The 17,060-nt window shown below is 65.0% G+C and carries 14 protein-coding genes; 12 read left to right on the forward strand and 2 right to left on the reverse strand.

Going from position 1 to position 17,060, the window contains the following annotated elements; genetic code table 11:
- The first annotated feature begins 19 nt into the window (after positions 1-19).
- Genes CFB43_RS32385 through CFB43_RS32395 form a run of 3 tightly spaced genes read left to right on the forward strand, consistent with a single transcriptional unit; the run spans position 20 to position 3,686 of the window.
- Complete coding sequence (locus tag CFB43_RS32385; protein WP_089498240.1) at positions 20-1,687, forward strand: acyl-CoA synthetase; 1,668 nt, start codon at positions 20-22, stop codon at positions 1,685-1,687.
- Positions 1,688-1,709: 22 nt separating this feature from the next.
- Entirely contained in the window at positions 1,710-2,477 is a 768-nt protein-coding gene (locus CFB43_RS32390) for a 3-hydroxyacyl-CoA dehydrogenase (RefSeq protein WP_089498241.1), read from the forward strand.
- Between the two features lie 18 nt (positions 2,478-2,495).
- Positions 2,496-3,686 carry an acetyl-CoA C-acetyltransferase gene (locus tag CFB43_RS32395; RefSeq protein WP_089498242.1) on the forward strand — a complete coding sequence of 397 codons (1,191 nt, stop codon included), beginning with the start codon at positions 2,496-2,498 and terminating at the stop codon, positions 3,684-3,686.
- Between the two features lie 132 nt (positions 3,687-3,818).
- Here CFB43_RS32395 and CFB43_RS32400 read toward each other — a convergent pair whose 3' ends face one another.
- Positions 3,819-4,472, reverse strand: a complete 654-nt coding sequence (locus tag CFB43_RS32400) for a response regulator transcription factor (RefSeq protein WP_089498243.1) — start codon at positions 4,470-4,472, stop codon at positions 3,819-3,821.
- Positions 4,473-4,765: 293 nt separating this feature from the next.
- On the opposite strand from CFB43_RS32400, the gene CFB43_RS32405 reads away from it, so the two are divergent.
- The 6 genes from CFB43_RS32405 (at position 4,766) to CFB43_RS32430 (ending at position 11,713) form a co-directional block, all read left to right on the forward strand.
- On the forward strand, positions 4,766-5,398 hold the full coding sequence (locus CFB43_RS32405; RefSeq protein WP_089498244.1) for a DUF1120 domain-containing protein: 633 nt from the start codon (positions 4,766-4,768) through the stop codon (positions 5,396-5,398).
- A gap of 290 nt (positions 5,399-5,688) precedes the next feature.
- The gene (locus tag CFB43_RS32410) at positions 5,689-6,381 is read left to right on the forward strand and encodes a DUF1120 domain-containing protein (RefSeq protein WP_089498245.1); all 693 of its coding nucleotides are present in this window, start codon (positions 5,689-5,691) and stop codon (positions 6,379-6,381) included.
- 211 nt (positions 6,382-6,592) lie between these two features.
- Positions 6,593-7,234 carry a DUF1120 domain-containing protein gene (locus CFB43_RS32415; RefSeq protein WP_089498246.1) on the forward strand — a complete coding sequence of 214 codons (642 nt, stop codon included), beginning with the start codon at positions 6,593-6,595 and terminating at the stop codon, positions 7,232-7,234.
- A gap of 522 nt (positions 7,235-7,756) precedes the next feature.
- Complete coding sequence (locus CFB43_RS32420; protein ID WP_089498247.1) at positions 7,757-8,530, forward strand: fimbria/pilus chaperone family protein; 774 nt, start codon at positions 7,757-7,759, stop codon at positions 8,528-8,530.
- Positions 8,530-11,115 carry a fimbria/pilus outer membrane usher protein gene (locus CFB43_RS32425; protein WP_089498248.1) on the forward strand — a complete coding sequence of 862 codons (2,586 nt, stop codon included), beginning with the start codon at positions 8,530-8,532 and terminating at the stop codon, positions 11,113-11,115. The genes CFB43_RS32420 and CFB43_RS32425 overlap by 1 nt, the downstream gene beginning before the upstream one ends.
- Before the next feature lie 22 nt (positions 11,116-11,137).
- Positions 11,138-11,713 carry a hypothetical protein gene (locus CFB43_RS32430; protein WP_089498249.1) on the forward strand — a complete coding sequence of 192 codons (576 nt, stop codon included), beginning with the start codon at positions 11,138-11,140 and terminating at the stop codon, positions 11,711-11,713.
- Positions 11,714-11,788: 75 nt separating this feature from the next.
- Here the strand turns inward: CFB43_RS32430 and CFB43_RS32435 are convergent, their stop codons facing one another.
- A complete protein-coding gene (locus tag CFB43_RS32435; protein ID WP_089498250.1) occupies positions 11,789-12,487 on the reverse strand; it encodes a TetR/AcrR family transcriptional regulator in 699 nt (232 codons plus the stop codon).
- A 355-nt stretch (positions 12,488-12,842) separates the two neighbouring features.
- On the opposite strand from CFB43_RS32435, the gene CFB43_RS32440 reads away from it, so the two are divergent.
- From CFB43_RS32440 to preA, 3 genes are all read left to right on the forward strand, one after another.
- Positions 12,843-14,123: a Zn-dependent hydrolase gene (locus CFB43_RS32440; protein ID WP_089498251.1), complete on the forward strand. Its 1,281-nt coding sequence runs from the start codon at positions 12,843-12,845 to the stop codon at positions 14,121-14,123.
- A gap of 135 nt (positions 14,124-14,258) precedes the next feature.
- A complete protein-coding gene (locus tag CFB43_RS32445) occupies positions 14,259-15,596 on the forward strand; it encodes an NAD(P)-dependent oxidoreductase (protein ID WP_089498252.1) in 1,338 nt (445 codons plus the stop codon).
- 64 nt (positions 15,597-15,660) lie between these two features.
- On the forward strand, positions 15,661-16,977 hold the full coding sequence (preA, locus tag CFB43_RS32450; RefSeq protein ID WP_089498253.1) for an NAD-dependent dihydropyrimidine dehydrogenase subunit PreA: 1,317 nt from the start codon (positions 15,661-15,663) through the stop codon (positions 16,975-16,977).
- Positions 16,978-17,060 lie beyond the last annotated feature (83 nt).

Raw genomic sequence — 17,060 nt, forward strand, 5'->3', positions numbered from 1 at the left:
TAACGCACAGGAGACACGCATGTCTGATGGAGCTACCGCCCGCGCGGTGCCGGCCTACGCCGACGCCGTGGCCCGGTTCAGTATCGAGACCGCCGCGCAGCAACTGCACGGCGACCTGGAGCGCGGCCTGAACGCGTGCGTGGAATGCTGCGACCGCCACACATCGGCGGGCGCGATCGCGCTCGACTGGATCGACGCCGGCGGCCAGCACCATCGCTACACGTTTGCGCAGATGAAGGCGCTGTCGGCCCGCGTCGCGAACCTGCTGGTCGCGCAGGGCGTGAAGCCGGGCGACGTGGTGGCGGGCCTGTTGCCGCGCACGCCCGAACTCGTCGCGACGATCCTCGGCACGTGGCGCGCGGGCGCCGTCTATCAGCCGCTGTTCACCGCATTCGGCCCGAAAGCGATCGAGCACCGGCTGCGCATGAGCGATGCACGCCTGGTCGTGACCAACGTCGCGAATCGCGCGAAGCTCGACGAGATCGCCGATTGCCCGCCCGTTGCGACGGTGCGCGAGACGGGCGAAGCGCTGGCGGAAAGCGACATCGATTTCCGCGCGGCGCTCGAGGCGCAGTCCGACGCGTTCGAGCCGGTGCTGCGCAAGGGCAGGGACCTGTTCATGATGATGTCGACGTCGGGCACGACGGGCTTGCCGAAGGGCGTGCCGGTGCCGCTGCGTGCGCTGCTCGCGTTCGGCGCATACATGCGCGACGCGGTGGACCTGCGTGCCGGCGACCGGTTCTGGAACATCGCCGATCCGGGCTGGGCATACGGCCTCTATTACGCGATCACGGGCCCGCTGCTGCTCGGCCACGCGACGACGCTCTACGAAGGCAGCTTCACGGTCGACAGCACGTACGACCTGATCGAACGGCTCGGGATCACGAGCCTCGCCGGCTCGCCGACGGCCTACCGGATGCTGATGGCGGCCGGCACGGACGCGGCGGCGCGGCTGAAGGGCAAGCTGCGCGTGGTCAGCAGCGCGGGCGAACCGTTGAATCCGGAAGTCGTGCGCTGGTTCGACGCGGCGCTCGGCGCGCCGATCTACGATCACTACGGCCAGACCGAACTCGGGATGGTCGTGAACAACCACCACGGCCTCGCGCATGCGGTCCACGCCGGGTCGGCCGGCTTGGCGATGCCCGGCTACCGCGTCGCGGTGCTCGACGACGCGAGCCGCGAGCTCGGCCCCGGCGAGCCGGGCAACCTCGCGATCGACATCGCACGCTCGCCGCTGCTGTGGTTTCACGGCTACTGGCAGCAGGACACGCCGGCGATCGCGGGCGGCTATTACCGGACCGGCGACAACGTCGAGCTGGAGCCGGACGGCACCGTGAGCTTCATCGGCCGCGCGGACGACGTGATCACGTCGTCCGGCTACCGGATCGGCCCGTTCGACGTGGAAAGTGCGCTGATCGAGCATCCGGCCGTGAGCGAGGCCGCCGTCATCGGCGTGCCCGACGCGGAGCGCACGGAGATCGTCAAGGCGTTCGTCGTGCTGTCGAAAGACTACGACGGCACGCCGGCGCTGGCGGAGGAACTGAGCCTGCACGTGAAGCGGCGGCTGTCCGCTCACGCCTATCCGCGCGCGATCGACTTCGTCGACGCGCTGCCTAAAACCCCGAGCGGCAAGATCCAGCGCTTCGTGTTGCGCAAGATGGAAGCCGAGAAGGCCGCTCAACCCTGAACACAACCTGTACGGACTGCGAATGGATATCAAGGATCGCGTTTTTCTGATCACGGGCGCCGGTTCCGGCCTCGGCGCCGCGGTGGCGCGCATGGTGGTCGCGGAAGGCGGCAAGACCGTGCTGCTGGACGTCAACGAAGAAGCAGGCGCGGGCCTCGCGCACGAACTCGGTGGGGCCGCACGCTTCGTGAAGACCGACGTGACGAGCGAAGCCGATGGGCAGGCGGCCGTCGCCGCCGCGCGTGACGCGTTCGGCCGCATCGACGCGCTCGTCAACTGCGCGGGCGTCGCGCCGGGCGAGAAGGTGGTGGGCCGCGAGGGTCCGCATTCGCTCGACCGCTTCGCACGCGCGGTGTCGATCAATCTGGTCGGCACGTTCAACATGATCCGGCTGGCCGCCGACGCGATGTCGAAGCAGGAGCCCAATGCGGAAGGCGAGCGCGGCGTGATCGTCAACACCGCGTCGGTCGCGGCGTTCGACGGACAGATCGGGCAGGCCGCGTATGCGGCGTCGAAGAGCGGCGTGGTGGGCATGACGCTGCCGATCGCGCGCGAACTCGCGCGGTTCGGCATTCGCGTCGTGACGGTCGCGCCGGGCATCTTCGCGACGCCGATGATGGCCGGCATGCCGCAGGACGTGCAGGACGCGCTCGGCAAGAGCGTGCCGTTCCCGCCGCGGCTCGGCCGCCCGGAAGAATTTGCGGCGCTGGTGCGCCACATCGCCGAGAACACGATGCTGAACGGCGAAGTCATCCGTCTCGATGGCGCGTTGCGCATGGCACCGCGCTGACACTGGAGGAAACGAATCATGACGACTCAGGATCCGATCGTAATCGTGGGTATGGCGCGTACGCCGATGGGTGGTTTTCAGGGCGACCTGGCGGCCGCCAGCGCGAGCGACCTCGGCGCGGTAGCGATCCGCGCGGCGCTCGAGCGTGCGAACGTGCCGGCCGAGCGCATCGATGAAATCGTGTTCGGCTGCGTGCTGCCGGCGGGCCAGGGCCAGGCGCCGGCGCGGCAGGCCGCGCTGAAGGCCGGGCTGCCGCTCGCGGCGGGTGCGACCACGGTCAACAAGATGTGCGGCTCGGGGATGAAGGCCGCGATGTTCGCGCACGACCTGCTGCTGGCGGGCTCGGCAGCCGTGGCCGTCGCGGGCGGGATGGAGAGCATGACGAATGCGCCGTACCTGCTGCCGAAGGCGCGCGCGGGGATGCGCATGGGTCACGGGCAGGTACTCGATCACATGTTCCTCGACGGGCTCGAGGACGCGTACGAGAAGGGCCGCCTGATGGGCACGTTCGCCGAGGATTGCGCGCAGGCGTACCAGTTCACGCGCGAGGCGCAGGATGCGTTCGCGATCGCATCGCTGACGCGCGCGCAACGGGCGATCGCCGACGGGCACTTCGTGTCGGAAATCACGCCGGTGACCGTGAAGGCCGGCAAGACCGAAACGGTCGTGTCGATCGACGAACAGCCGGGCAAGGCGAAGCTCGACAAGATCCCGACGCTGAAGCCGGCGTTCCGCGATGGCGGCACGGTGACGGCCGCGAATGCGTCGTCGATCTCGGACGGCGCGGCCGCGCTCGTGATGATGCGCCGCTCGGAAGCCGAGCGCCTCGGCCTCACGCCGAAGGCCGTGATCGTCGGGCATTCGACCTACGCGGACAAGCCGGGCCTGTTCGCGACCGCGCCGATCGGCGCGCTGCGCAAGCTGTCGGAGAAAACCGGCTGGAGCCTGCGCGACGTCGACCTGTTCGAGATCAACGAAGCGTTCGCAGTGGTGCCGATGGCCGCGATGCGCGATCTCGACCTGCCGCACGAGAAGGTCAACGTGCACGGCGGCGCGTGTGCGCTCGGGCATCCGATCGGTGCATCGGGCGCGCGCGTGATGGTGACGCTGCTGGCCGCGCTCGAAACGTACGGGATGAAGCGCGGCGTCGCGTCGCTGTGCATCGGCGGCGGCGAGGCGACGGCGATCGCGATCGAGCGCGTCGCGTAACGTATCAAGCGTAGTTCGCACGCTGCGACGCGGGCGACGGGTATCGTGCGGGATTCTCTCGTGCGCTGCTCGTCGCCCGTTTTGTTTCTGGAGGCCTCGTATGGGCCTGTCGATCAATCGATACGAAACCCGCTAGGATGTGACCAAACCGTTTCGTTGTGCGACCTTTACGAGTTCCACCATATTCGAAGTGTGGAGCTTGCTCATGAGACGTACCTTATAGGTACTCACCGTTTTGTGACTGAGCATGAGGGTACGTCCGATTTCCTGGTTGTTCATTCCTTTAACCAGCAGGCCGAGGACCATCATTTCGCGGTCGGTGAGGCCATCGAGTCCTGCGGTCGCGCCGGTGCCTTCACTCGTCGCGACCTCCTGCAAGTTTTCGCGGAGCATGTTGGTGACCACCTGCGGGAAATAGGAATAGCCGGCGAGCAAGGCCTTCACGGCCTTGGATATTTCATCCAGCCCGTCGTCCTTGCAAACGAAGCCTGACGCGCCGGCTTGCAGGCAACGCATTGCATAGTTGCGCGTGTCACCGGACGTGAGCACCAGGATGCCGGCGTTCAGTTCGGTGCCGCGCAGGCGCTCCATGACCGAGAAGCCGTCCAGATCGGGAATGACCAGATCCAGGACAACCAGATCGGGCTTGAGCGTCCGGACAGCCTGGACGCCGTCCACCCCCGTGCGGCATTCCGCGACGACTTCATGGCCGTCACGCTCCAGGACCATTCGTACCGCCATTCGAATCAGCGGGTGGTCGTCCACGATCACAATACGACGATTCACTGTCCCCTCTGCGCAATTGATCTCTATTGGCCAAACACACCATCCATAACCTGGTGGCCCCTCTGGCGAATGTTTGTTTGGATGATATTGCCGCTAACCATACTTGAACGCAGATTGATCGCGAATGGGCTGAGTGGCTGGTCAGATATTTCCCGGTGAAAAACAGACTCTTCCGAATGGCCTGTCCCGGGGCCTGGGCGGTAAATTTGTTCACGCGATGGCGCCACGGTTTTTCCGGCGTCAGCACGTTTGGCGGACCATCATTTTTCGGCTCATATTGATCGGAGTAAGACATGAAGAAGAAACTCGCGGGATTGGGACTCGTTGCAGGTGTATTGGCCGTTGCCGGTCATGCGCAGGCGGAAACCTCCGCGGAGATCAAGATCACCGGCAAGATCTTGCCCGATGCGTGCAATCTCACGATCGGCAACGGTGGTGTCTATGATTTCGGCTCCATCGCGTCGGCAAATCTTTACCAGGATAAGACGACGCAACTCCCGGGCAAACTTCAGACCGTGTCCATCTCCTGCAATGCGGCCGCGAAGGTTGCGTTGAACGTGCGGGACAATCGGTCCGGCACGGCCGCCGGCGGCGCGGGCGACGACACCGAATTCGGCCTGGGCAACGGCAAGGTTGGCTACTACAAGCTGAGTCTGGGCGGTGCCACGGGTGACAACAGCGGTGTGGATATCGTGGCCGCTCCGGCTGGATCCGACGCGTGGGCTTCCGATGCGGCGGGGCTGATGACGAAAGGCAGCGCGCGCAAATCGTTTGCGAAACCTGGCGACGTGACGCCCGGCGCATACAAGACCGTCACGGCCAATCTGACCGTGATCCCGACGATCAACAAACTGTCGGAACTGGATCTTTCCGGCGGCAGTGTCGATCTGGATGGCTCGGCGACTATCGAAATGGCCTATCTGTAAACAGGTGAGATCCGGACTGGATCAGGATGTCGGACGGCTGCAACGGCTGACGTTCGAGTCGCCTCTCTCGAGCGCGTGCATTAGCGTGGAGGCCTGAGTGACGAGATACCGGTCCGTATTGCTGCCGTTAGTGGGGGCTGGAATTGGCGTAGCGGCTGTCGACGCATGGGCTCCGGATGCCGCGTGTCTGCCAGCGCTCGGGCGATCGTGCCTTCGAGAGACGCACGTGGGAATGAGGTGAATCGAACCGTCGGCACGACGCATCTAGCGGAAAATGATTCGCAATCCGAATGACAATGCTGGAAGTGGACGCCCATGCCATTCCAAACGAAAGGGATATTCAGATGAGCTTGAAGCAGTGGTGTGTACGTTCCGTGCTCGCCTGCACTTTGTCGAGCACGGGCGCGGCATCGGCGGACGATCTTAAATTCAACGGCCAGGTCGACCTGAGTCTCAACGGTCAAATCAGATCGGTCGGCGCGTGCAACTTGACGCTGGAAAACGGCGGCGTCGTCGATATCGGCAATCTGTCGAAAGACGATTTTCCCAAGGATTCGTACTTTACGCTTGAACGCAGCATGTCGTTTCAGGTGGGCTGTCCGCGCCCGACCAAGGTCGGATTCGTGCTGATCGACAACGTCGGTGCAGGCGATCAGAACGATCAATCATTTAGTCTGAGCAATCCGAAAATTGGTTCGTACTACATGGTGTTAAGTACCGGTGACTACCGCGTGGTCGACGGAAAAAGAGCGCAATCGCTTCTCCACTCCTATGGCGACACATGGAAGAGCGCTTCATGGGGGGGATGGGATGTGATCCGCGGGCGTACCTATTCATGGGGTGTTGGAGGATCGGATCCGGCGGCGGGCACGTGGATGCAAGACATGTTGAGGATCTCGGTCTCTTTCGAGCCTCAAGACATTCCGTTCACCGACGAGATGGAGATCGCCGGTTCCGCGACCCTCGAACTTGTATACCTGTAGCGACCGCTCATTTCGTGGCTGACTCCGCTTGTCGGTCCACTGCGTTCGAGGGAAGTTCTTCAAACCCTGACGGTGGCGCGGGTTTGGAAATAACAGGCACCGGGTGGTCAATGTATCCGCGTGGTGGAGCGATGGTTTGTCCGATATCGGCACGTATGAGGCTTGACTCGGGCCTTCATTTTTTTGGTTCGTTTTCTATTGGAATAAGGCGATGAAGAAGAAACTCGCAGGACTGGGGCTGGTTGTCGGTTCATTGGTCGCTGCCGGTCATGCGCAGGCGGACACGTCGACGGAGATCAAGGTCGCCGGCAAGATCGTGCCCGATGGTGCGTGCAATCTCACGATCAGCAACGGCGGCGTCTATGATTTTGGCGTCATCGCGTCGGAAAATCTTCACCAGAACAAGACGACACAATTCGTTCCCAAGTCGCAGACTGTCGCCGTGACGTGCAATGCAGCCACCAAGGTCGCATTGAGCGTGCGGGACAACCGCGCGGGTACGGCCGCCGGCGGCACGGGAGAAGACTTCGAGTTCGGCCTGGGCAAGGGGAAGGTCGGTTACTACACACTGACCGCTTCCAGCGCCATGAGCGACGGCGGTGACGCCAAGCTGGATGTTCTGGCGGCTCCGGCTGGATCCAACGCGTGGGCTTACGACGAGGCGAGGCTGATGACGAAAGGTAGCGCGCGCAAAGCGTTTGCGGATCCAGGCAGCTTGACGCCGGGCGCATACAAGTCCATCGCAATCTATTTAGCGGCGACCCTGACGATCAACAAATTGTCGGACCTGGATCTTTCCAGTGGCAATGTCGATCTGGATGGTTCGGCGACCCTCGATCTGACCTATCTGTAAAAAGGCGCGGTCGGAGCGGGCCCGGACGGCTGACGTTCGGCCTGTCGTTTCCCGAACGCTCATTTTCGGCAGGCAGATCAATGACGGGAATGGGCCCAGCAACCGGCCAAGGTCGGATTCGACGTGACCGACAATCGCGCCGGTACGCAACTGCCTTGGCCTTATAAACGGGGAAGGGGATCCGGACCCGATGAGATCGCTTGGGCTACCGTCCCTATTCGTGGAAAGGCAGTGCTGGCGGCGCAGGGGAGCGAGCCCGTGGCGCTCAAGACACCGACGAGCCCGTTTTCCGCCATCGGTCATTTCGAAGCCGGCATCGTTGTTCACGGATGATCTCGTGACCGAGGGTTTCGCCACGCTGGAACTCGCTACCTGTAACGTCCGCCCTCTCGAATAGCGCGCTTGGCGGTAACCGCCACATCGCCGCAGCGGCCTCTTCCGCTGCTCTCGTTGAATTTCCTCAAACCTCGGACGTAACGGTCATTCTCGTCCATAAAATCCATTTAAGCTGGATTACTAATCATGTGCAGCCGTGTCGTGTGTCTATCGTCTCATATTCAGTCTTTCTCGTCGTGCCGGCATGCATTGGCGAAGGCCATTCTGACGGCCGGATTGCCGATATGCCTGAGCGTTCCGGCCGTTGCGCAAGCGTCGGGCGTCCTGCCGGAATCTTCCGTGGTGATCCTGAACGAAGCGGACGGCGAAGCCACGATGAATGTGAAGAATACAGAGTCGATTCCGCTGCTGCTGCACGCATCCATACAGAACACGCCGGAAGATCAAGCGTTGCTGGTCGTGGCGGTGCCGCCGGTGAGCCGGGTGGAAGGCCAGGATACGCAACTGGTGCGATTCCTGCTGCAGAGCCCGTCGCCGCTCCAGGTGCAACGGCTCAAACGCGTGACGTTCGAGGGCATTCCACCCAAGGGCCCCGACGGCAAGGCGCGCATCAGCATGACGATTCGCCAGAACCTGCCGTTGATCATCCATCCCGCCACGCTCGCGAAGCATGCCTCCCCCTGGACGCTGCTGCAGTGGTCGGTCGCGGACGGCAAGCTGCGCGTGCGCAACGACAGCCCGTATGTGGTGCGTCTGGGGCAAGGCGTGCAACTTCTGCCGGAAAAGACCGCCGTGGATCTGGGCAAGACCTATGTGCTACCCGAAAGCACCGTGGAAGTCTCGCTGCCGAAGGGGGCCGGTGCGCGGGCAACCGGCGTCAAACTGTCGCCGGCGACGATCTACGGCTACGAAGTCGACAGCTACGAGGCCCCGCTCGTCAATCTCACGACGCAACAGTAATGCGGCTCGATCGTGCCGCGCGCCGGGTACGGCCCCAACGCGAATCGAACGCGTACCGCAATGGGACGGCCGCATCGCTGTTGATGTTGCTGGCGAGTGCCTATCCGTCGCGGGCGCACGCGCAGACAGCCACGCCGCCTGACACGGCATCCGCCGTCCAAGCGACGACCGCGCAAACCACGTTCGATCCGGCGTCCGTCGATGCAGCCTTCAACTTCGATACGAGCATCCTGCAGCAGCGCGGGCTCGATCCACAGATCGCCGACTATTTCCGCACCATGCCGCGGTATCGGCCTGGCCGCAGCCGCGTTGTCGTCTACGTCAACGACATTCGGCGAGGGCGGATCAATACGCGGTTCGACGAGAACGGCGCGCCGTGCTTCGATCGCGCGTTTCTGGATGCGGCCGGAATGGTTGTGCCCGACGCAAAGTACGGGATACCCGGCGATGCGGAACCCGACACGTGCTACGACTTCGCGCGGGCATTCCCCGGCACGGATGTGGCGCTCAAGCCGGGGCGGGAAGAGGTTCGGCTCGTCGTACCGACCACGGCGCTTCGTCAGGCGGTAGCGGACTTGTCCGGTTACAGCCGGGGCGGCAACGCGGCGCTGCTGAACTACGAGCTGATGACCCTGCGTAGCGAGGCGAGCGGCATGCCGGGCTCGAACTTCCTGTCGCTCAACACTGAAATCGGCGTGAACGCCGGCGACTGGATCCTGCGCAGCCGCGCCTATTCTCAACGTCAGGACAATTCAGGATTCCAGAGTCGCCACCTCTACGCATACGGCCAGCGAACCTGGCTGCGATGGGGCGCCACGTTGCAGGCCGGACAGATCAATATCGCCAACTCCGTGCTGACCGGCGCGCCGTTGACCGGCATCCAGGTGTTTCCCGATGCCGCGCTGAGCAAGCAGGAGCGCAACATCGTCATGGTCGAAGGCGTGGCGCAATCGCAAGCGCGCGTCGAGGTGCGACAGGCGGGCGGGTTGATCTATACCACGATCGTGCCGGTCGGCCCCTTCGCGCTTACGGACTTGCCGCTGCTCAACGACAGCAACGACCTGGAGGTGACCGTCATCGAGTCCGATGGTGCGCGACGCAGCTTCGTCGTGCCCGCTGCGTCGATCGGCGCGGGGGCGCTCGGGCAGCGGCCGGGCTACGCGTTCGCGCTGGGGAAGCGTCGCAATCTCGACGGCAACAAGGCCCGCAATCCGTGGGTGGCGAGCGCGAGCGGCAACTGGGCGCTTGGCAAGCGCGGTAATGTCGGCGTGGCAGCGCTGTTCGCGCCCGGATACCAGGCCGCCAGTTGGGGCGTGGATATGCGCGTGTCGCAGTCGAGCAGCGTCAAGTTGCAGCAGCGTATGTCGTTGCAGGCCACGAAGTCGGGCACGGAAATCGAGGTCTCGGGCATTTTCGGCGGGTTGCACGAGAACCTGAGCATGAGCTTCAGCAGTGCGTATCAGAGCAACGGCTATCGCACGCTCGACGATTTCACCGTCGATGTCGGCCGGACCGGGTTCGCTGCATCGCGTTACCGGAGCCGGCATACCGCGGCGCTGGCCTGGTCCGATGCGAGGCTGGGCGGTCTGACGTTCGGCTACGCATTCACGAATCAACAGAACGGGGAGCGTACGCAGCGGCTGAATTTATCTTGGGGCAAGAGCTTCGCGTTCGGCACCGTGTCGCTTAACGTCGAGCGCGATCTCAGCCCGCGCCGGGAGGGCCGATATTACGGGAGCCGTGCATATGACAGGCCCGGCAACACCTATTACGCGTCGTTGAGCATCCCGTTCGGCAAGCGCAGTGTCCGCACCTATGCAAGCAATACGAGCGGCTATACGCGTTTCGGCGCCAGCTACAGCGAGCGGATCGGCGATAACCTGAATTACTCGGTCAACGTGGATCGCAACACGCGCGACCGGAGCAACGCGGTGGCAGGTCAAATGTCGGCGACGCCGCGCATTGCCCAGGTCAACCTGGGTTTCTCCGATACCGGCAAGCGCGCCCGGTCGTATTACGCCGGGGCCTCGGGCGGCGTGGTGCTGCACGCGAACGGGGTGACGCTCTCTCCCTATCCCGTGCAGGACACGTTCGGCATCGTGTCGGCGTCGGGCGTATCGAACGTGAAGATCAATACGCCGCAGGGGCCGGTGTGGACCGACCTTTGGGGGCGTGCCGTGGTGCCCCGGCTCTCTGCATACAGCAGCAATCGCGTGGAGGTGATGACCCATACCTTGCCGCGCAACGTCGATATCGGCAACGGTACCCGGCAGGTCGATCCGGGGCGCGGATCGGTGAACCGGATCGACTTCGAACTTGCCCGCGTGCGCCGGGTGCTGCTTAATGCGCGCGACGCCGACGGCATTCCGCTGCCAGCCGGCGCCTATGTGCTGGATGGCCGCCAGCGATATGTCGGCATGGTGCTCGAGCAGGGGCAGGTGTTTCTGAACAACGGCGCCGGCGACGAGGTGTTGCAGGTGGCGTTGCCGGACGGCAGGCAGTGCCGGTTGCAATATGCATTGCCCGAGCCCTCGGGTTCCGGTGCGCTGTTCGAAAGCGCCGATGCCCGATGCATTCTTCAATGAGCCCCTGGCTTCGAGAGACGACATGTTGCAACAACCGAAACGCATTCGCCGGTGGGCGTGGACGATGTGCGCGGGCCTGAGCCTGGGCGGGGCCGCGCAGGCCGCGGACAATTGCCGGATGCATACCGGGCACGCACAACTCGACTACGGTGCCCAGTACCGGCAAACCATTCTGGGGCAGCCCGCATCGCCCTTCGGATACTCGTTGGGAAAACGCCTCGTGTCCGTGAGCATCGTCTGCAAGGAGCCGGTGCGCATGGCGATTTTCCTGCGCGGCGACGCGCTCGACGACGGCGCGTTTCGCTTCGGTCAGCAGGGCGTGCTTTCCGTGACAGCCGGCGACGCCAATCTGGATGGCAGGTCCGTTGCATTGGGCCGTGTCGAGCATGCCGGTCAGCAACCTTCGGAGCCGGCCGGCAGAGTCGGCTTGCATCCGCGCTCGGGCGTTGTCGTCTTGGCGCACGGCGTGCCGGAGGCGGGGAGCCGGTTGAGTTTGCAACTGGAACTGGAACCCGTGATTCCACGCAGCGCGATCGACGTCGTCAACAGCGAATCGCACTGGTCCAGCAGCCATGCGCTGGAGCTGGTTCCGTTCTGAAGGCAACCGGCCGGCGAGCTATTCCGTGACGGCGCAGCGATGAGCCGCGCAGCGGCGGGATGGGCTTTATAGCGCTCATTCCGATCGCTTTGCCTCCGGCGACACCGCCCCGCATGCGCGAATCACGAGCTGCACGACCTGTTCGGTCTTCTCGTCGTACGCCTTCTGCATGAACGTGCGCTTGCCGCTCAGCGCGCGGATCTGCGCATCGAAATCCGCGTAGTGCTGCGTGGTGGCCCAGATCAGGTACATCAGCGCATGCGCGTCGATCGGCGCGAGCAGCCCGCGCGCGATCCAGCCGTCGATGACCTTCACGCGCGTATCGAACCACGGCTTCACGCGTTCCGACAGGATGTCCTGCATGTGCTCCGCACCGTGGATGATCTCGTTGGCCCAGACCTTCGAGCCGAGCGGGCGCCGCCGCGACAGCGCCATCTTCGCGCGCACGTAGCCGCTGATCGCTACCACCGGATCGTCGTCGGCCTCGAATGTCCCGGCCGCGCGATGCCAGTCCTCGAACAGGTCGTCGAGCACGCGGCGGTACAGCGCAAGCTTCGTCGGGAAGTAGTAATGCAGGTTGGCTTTCGGCAGGCCGGCGCGCTCCGCGATCATCGCGGTGCTTGCGCCGTCGAGCCCGCGTTCCGCGAACACGGCCTCCGCGCAGGCCAGCAGATGCGCTTCGTTGGACTCGCGGATGTGCGCCTTGCGTCGCCGCAAAGGCACGGGCGTTTCGTCGCTGTCGGTGGCTGCGGTTGCCGCCTCGTCATGTCTCATCGTTGCCCTCGCGCGGCGGGGGTGCCGCGTTGGGCTTCATTCTAGCCGCTGATTCGCATCGAACGCACGCGTGCTGATCCCGCGCAGTCATCGCCATGCTGCGTTGCGATGGCACGTTTCTCGCTCCATTCATTCACGCAAGAAAGAGATTGATTTGGTCATTTTGATCGTCTAAAACCTGTCCAATCGGACAGGATTCGACGCGCGGCAGAAACCTTTCGGCCCGATTCGTCGGACGATCTTCGCGAAGACCAGGGTATGCACCGCGCTTGGGCGGCATTGCCCCGAAACAGGCATGACATGCACCGGCACAGACCGGGCTGACGACATCACCGACCCCACAGGAGCGATACGAATGAGCGCGGTATCGGAAACAGTGAAGCGGGCAACTTTCGACACGTCGATCAAGGTCGACGGCAAGCGGTTGTGGGACAGCCTGATGGAAGTCGCGAAGATCGGCGCGACGCCGAAGGGCGGCGTGTGCCGCCTCGCGCTGACCGATCTCGACAAGGCCGGCCGCGACCTGATCGTCAGCTGGGCGAAGGCCGCCGGCTGCACGGTGACGGTCGATACGATGGGCAACGTGTTCATGCGCCGCGCGGGCCGGGTGGCCGATGCGGCGCCGGTCGTCACGGGCTCGCACGCGGATTCGCAGCCGACCGGCGGCCGCTTCGACGGCATCTACGGCGTGCTCGGCGGCCTCGAGGTGATTCGCAGTCTCAACGATCATGGCATCGAGACCGAGCATCCGGTCGAGGTCGTGATCTGGACCAATGAGGAAGGCTCGCGCTTCGCGCCGGCGATGGTCGCCTCCGGCGTGTTCGCGGGCGTGTTTTCGCTCGAATATGGGTTGTCGCGCAAGGACGTGGACGGCAAGACGATCGGCGAGGAGCTGGCGCGGATCGGCTACGCGGGTGACGTGCCGTGCGGCGGACGCAAGCTGCACGCGGCGTTCGAACTGCATATCGAGCAGGGGCCGATTCTCGAAGCGGAATGCAAGACGATCGGCGTCGTGACCGACGCGCAGGGGCAGCGCTGGTACGAGATCACGTTCACCGGCCAGGAAGCGCACGCGGGGCCGACGCCGATGCCGCGCCGCCGCGATGCACTGCTCGGCGCGTCGCGCGTGGTCGATCTCGTCAACCGGATCGGCCTCGATCATGCGCCGTTCGGCTGCGCGACGGTCGGCATGATGCAGGTCTACCCGAACTCGCGCAACGTGATTCCGGGCCGCGTGTTCTTCACCGTCGATTTCCGTCATCCGGACGACGCGGTGCTCGCGAAGATGGATGCTGCGTTGCGCGACGGCGTGGCGCGCATCGCGGGCGAGATCGGGCTCGAAACCCAGCTCGAGCAGATCTTCTATTACAAGCCGGTCGCGTTCGACGCGGCCTGTGTGGAAGCGGTGCGCAGCGCGGCCGACCGCTTCGGCTTCTCGCATCGCGACATCGTGTCCGGTGCCGGCCATGACGCGTGCTACCTCGCGCAGGTTGCGCCGACGTCGATGGTGTTCGTGCCGTGTGTCGACGGCATCAGCCACAACGAGATCGAGGACGCGACGCCCGCATGGATCGAGGCCGGCGCGAACGTGCTGCTGCACGCGATGCTGTCGCGCGCATGCGAGCCGGCTTCATGACGCGCAGACCGTAGCAGCCGGCAGGCTGCTCAATGCGTGACAGCCTGACCGTAGCATTCCTAACAACGACCGCCCCGACTGTGCATTCACAGCCGGCGGGGATGGCTTTGTCTCCACCCAGTCGAAGGAACGCGTATGACCACCCAGCCAACCGGCGATATCGCCGCGCATCGCCTGTCGTCCACGCAACTCTCGTGCGAATTCGCCGACATCGCGCCGCTGCTCGATCCGACTGCCGCGGCGGCCGCCGCCAGCCGCTGCCACTACTGTTACGACGCGCCGTGTGTGCAAGCCTGCCCGACGCAGATCGACATCCCGAGCTTCATCCGCAAGATCGGCAACGGCAACCTGAAGGGCGCCGCGACCGACATCCTGTCGGCGAATCCGCTCGGCGGGATGTGCGCCCGCGTGTGTCCGACCGAGATCCTGTGCGAAGGCGCATGCGTGCGCAACCATCAGGATGCGCAGCCCGTTGCAATCGGCGCGCTGCAGCGGCATGCGACCGACTGGGCGATGGAGACCGGCGCGGTGCGCTTCACGCGCGCACCGGACACGGGCCGCCAGGTCGCGGTGGTTGGCGCGGGGCCGGCCGGGCTCGCGTGCGCGCACCGGCTCGCGCTCGCCGGGCATCGCGTCACGCTGTTCGACGCACGCCCGAAGGGCGGCGGCCTCAACGAATACGGGATCGCCGCGTACAAGACCGTCGACGATTTCGCGCAGCGTGAAGTCGAGTGGCTGCTGTCGGTGGGCGGCATCACGTTGCAAACCGGCGTCGCGCTGGGCCGCGACATCACGCTCGACGCGCTGCGCGAGCAGCACGACGCGGTGTTTCTCGCGATGGGGCTCGGCGGCGTGCGTGCGCTGTCGATCGACGGCGAGCAACTGAACGGCGTGATGAACGCGGTCGACTTCATCGTGCAGGTGCGGCAGGCCGATGCGCTGGAGAACGTGGCGGTCGGGCGGCGCGTGGTGGTGATCGGCGGCGGCAATACGGCCATCGATGCGGCGGTGCAGAGCCGCAAGCTCGGCGCCGAGCGCGTGACGATGGTGTACCGGCGCGGCGTGGAGGCGATGAGCGCGACGTGGGCCGAGCGCGAGTTCGCGCAGAAGAGCGGCGTCACGCTCGTCACGCACGCGAAGCCGGTGTGCATCGCGGGTGAGAACGGGCAGGTGACGGGTGTCGAGTTCGAGGCGGCATCGGGCGAGCGCTTCACCGTCGAAGCGGACATGGTGCTGAAGGCGATCGGCCAGACGCTGGTGCCGGACGCCATCGACGCCGCGTTGCTGACCGCGGACGGCGCGCGCATCGCGGTGGACGCCGACGGGCGCACCGCATGGCCCGACGTGTGGGCCGGCGGCGACTGCGCGGCGACGGGCGGCGTCGACCTCACGGTGCAGGCCGTGCAGGACGGCAAGCGCGCGGCCGCGTCGATCGACGCGACGCTCGCGCAGCGCGACGCGAAGGCCGCGTGAGCGCACCACGCGCGTCACCCACCCCGAGCACAACGAACACGACCCCACTCTCACGGAGCCGACCATGGCCGACCTTCGCTGCACCATCGCGGGCATCACTTCGCCGAACCCCTTCTGGCTGGCGTCCGCGCCGCCGACCGACAAGGCCTACAACGTGAACCGCGCGTTCGAGGCGGGCTGGGGCGGCGTCGTGTGGAAGACGCTCGGGCTCGATCCGCACGTCGTCAACGTCAGTTCGCGCTATGGCGCGGTGCAGTGGAACGGCCAGCGCATCGCGGGGCTGAACAACATCGAGCTGATCACCGACCGTCCGCTCGACGTGAACCTGAGAGAGATCGCGCAGGTGAAGCGCGACTGGCCGGACCGCGCGCTGATCGTGTCGCTGATGGTGCCGTGCAACGAGCGCGACTGGAAATGGATCCTGCCGCTCGTCGAGGACACGGGCGCCGACGCGGTCGAGCTGAACTTCGGCTGTCCGCACGGGATGAGCGAGCGCGGGATGGGTGCGGCGGTCGGACAGGTTCCCGAATACGTGGAGATGGTCACGCGCTGGGTGAAGGAAGGCACGAAGCTGCCGTGCCTCGTGAAGCTCACGCCGAACATCAGCGACATCCGGATGGGCTCGCGTGCCGCGTACAAGGGCGGCGCGGACGGTGTGTCGCTGATCAACACGATCAACTCGATCGTCGCGGTCGATCTCGACCACATGGCGCCGATGCCGATGGTCGACGGCAAGGGCACGCACGGCGGCTATTGCGGCCCGGCGGTCAAGCCGATCGCGTTGAACATGGTCGCGGAGATCGCACGCGACCCGGAAACGCCGAACCTGCCGATCTCGGGCATCGGCGGCATCTCGTCATGGCGCGACGCGGCGGAGTTCATGGTGCTCGGCGCCGGCAGCGTGCAGGTGTGCACCGCCGCGATGCATTACGGATTCCGGATCGTGTCGGACCTGGCCGACGGATTGTCGAACTGGATGGACGAGAAGGGCTACGCAGCGCTCGACGACATCCGCGGCCGCGCGGTGCCGAACGTGACCGACTGGAAATACCTGAACCTGAAGTACGACATCAAGGCGCGCATCGACCAGGACCGCTGCATCCAGTGCGGGCTGTGCCATATCGCGTGCGAGGACACGTCGCACCAGGCGATCACCGCGACGAAGGACGGCGTGCGCCACTTCGAAGTGGTCGATTCGGAATGCGTCGGGTGCAATCTTTGCATGCATGTGTGTCCGGTCGAGCAATGCATCACGATGGAGCGTGTCGATTCGGGCGACTACGCGAACTGGACCACGCATCCGAACAATCCGGCAAGCGCGGAGGCGGGGGCGAGTGCAGGCGCGGCGGCCCCCGAGAAGCACGCGAAGAAGGCTGCTTGACGGCGTCCGGCGAGGCGGGTCATCCTGCATCGCCGCCTTTCGTTCCACCCGGGCCGGCATCGGTTGATGCCGGCGCTGACGTT

Origin of the sequence: Burkholderia sp. AU15512 (assembly GCF_002223325.1) — a bacterium.
Classification (GTDB): domain Bacteria; phylum Pseudomonadota; class Gammaproteobacteria; order Burkholderiales; family Burkholderiaceae; genus Burkholderia.

Excerpts from the sequence above, each read along its gene's own strand:
- CFB43_RS32385 (WP_089498240.1), top strand. The coding sequence starts at position 20 with ATGTCTGATGGAGCTACCGCCCGCGCGGTGCCGGCCTACGCCGACGCC.
- CFB43_RS32390 (WP_089498241.1), top strand. The coding sequence starts at position 1,710 with ATGGATATCAAGGATCGCGTTTTTCTGATCACGGGCGCCGGTTCCGGC.
- CFB43_RS32395 (WP_089498242.1), top strand. The coding sequence starts at position 2,496 with ATGACGACTCAGGATCCGATCGTAATCGTGGGTATGGCGCGTACGCCG.
- CFB43_RS32405 (WP_089498244.1), top strand. The coding sequence starts at position 4,766 with ATGAAGAAGAAACTCGCGGGATTGGGACTCGTTGCAGGTGTATTGGCC.
- CFB43_RS32410 (WP_089498245.1), top strand. The coding sequence starts at position 5,689 with ATGACAATGCTGGAAGTGGACGCCCATGCCATTCCAAACGAAAGGGAT.
- CFB43_RS32415 (WP_089498246.1), top strand. The coding sequence starts at position 6,593 with ATGAAGAAGAAACTCGCAGGACTGGGGCTGGTTGTCGGTTCATTGGTC.
- CFB43_RS32420 (WP_089498247.1), top strand. The coding sequence starts at position 7,757 with ATGTGCAGCCGTGTCGTGTGTCTATCGTCTCATATTCAGTCTTTCTCG.
- CFB43_RS32425 (WP_089498248.1), top strand. The coding sequence starts at position 8,530 with ATGCGGCTCGATCGTGCCGCGCGCCGGGTACGGCCCCAACGCGAATCG.
- CFB43_RS32430 (WP_089498249.1), top strand. The coding sequence starts at position 11,138 with ATGTTGCAACAACCGAAACGCATTCGCCGGTGGGCGTGGACGATGTGC.
- CFB43_RS32435 (WP_089498250.1), bottom strand. The coding sequence starts at position 12,487 with ATGAGACATGACGAGGCGGCAACCGCAGCCACCGACAGCGACGAAACG.
- CFB43_RS32440 (WP_089498251.1), top strand. The coding sequence starts at position 12,843 with ATGAGCGCGGTATCGGAAACAGTGAAGCGGGCAACTTTCGACACGTCG.
- CFB43_RS32445 (WP_089498252.1), top strand. The coding sequence starts at position 14,259 with ATGACCACCCAGCCAACCGGCGATATCGCCGCGCATCGCCTGTCGTCC.
- preA (WP_089498253.1), top strand. The coding sequence starts at position 15,661 with ATGGCCGACCTTCGCTGCACCATCGCGGGCATCACTTCGCCGAACCCC.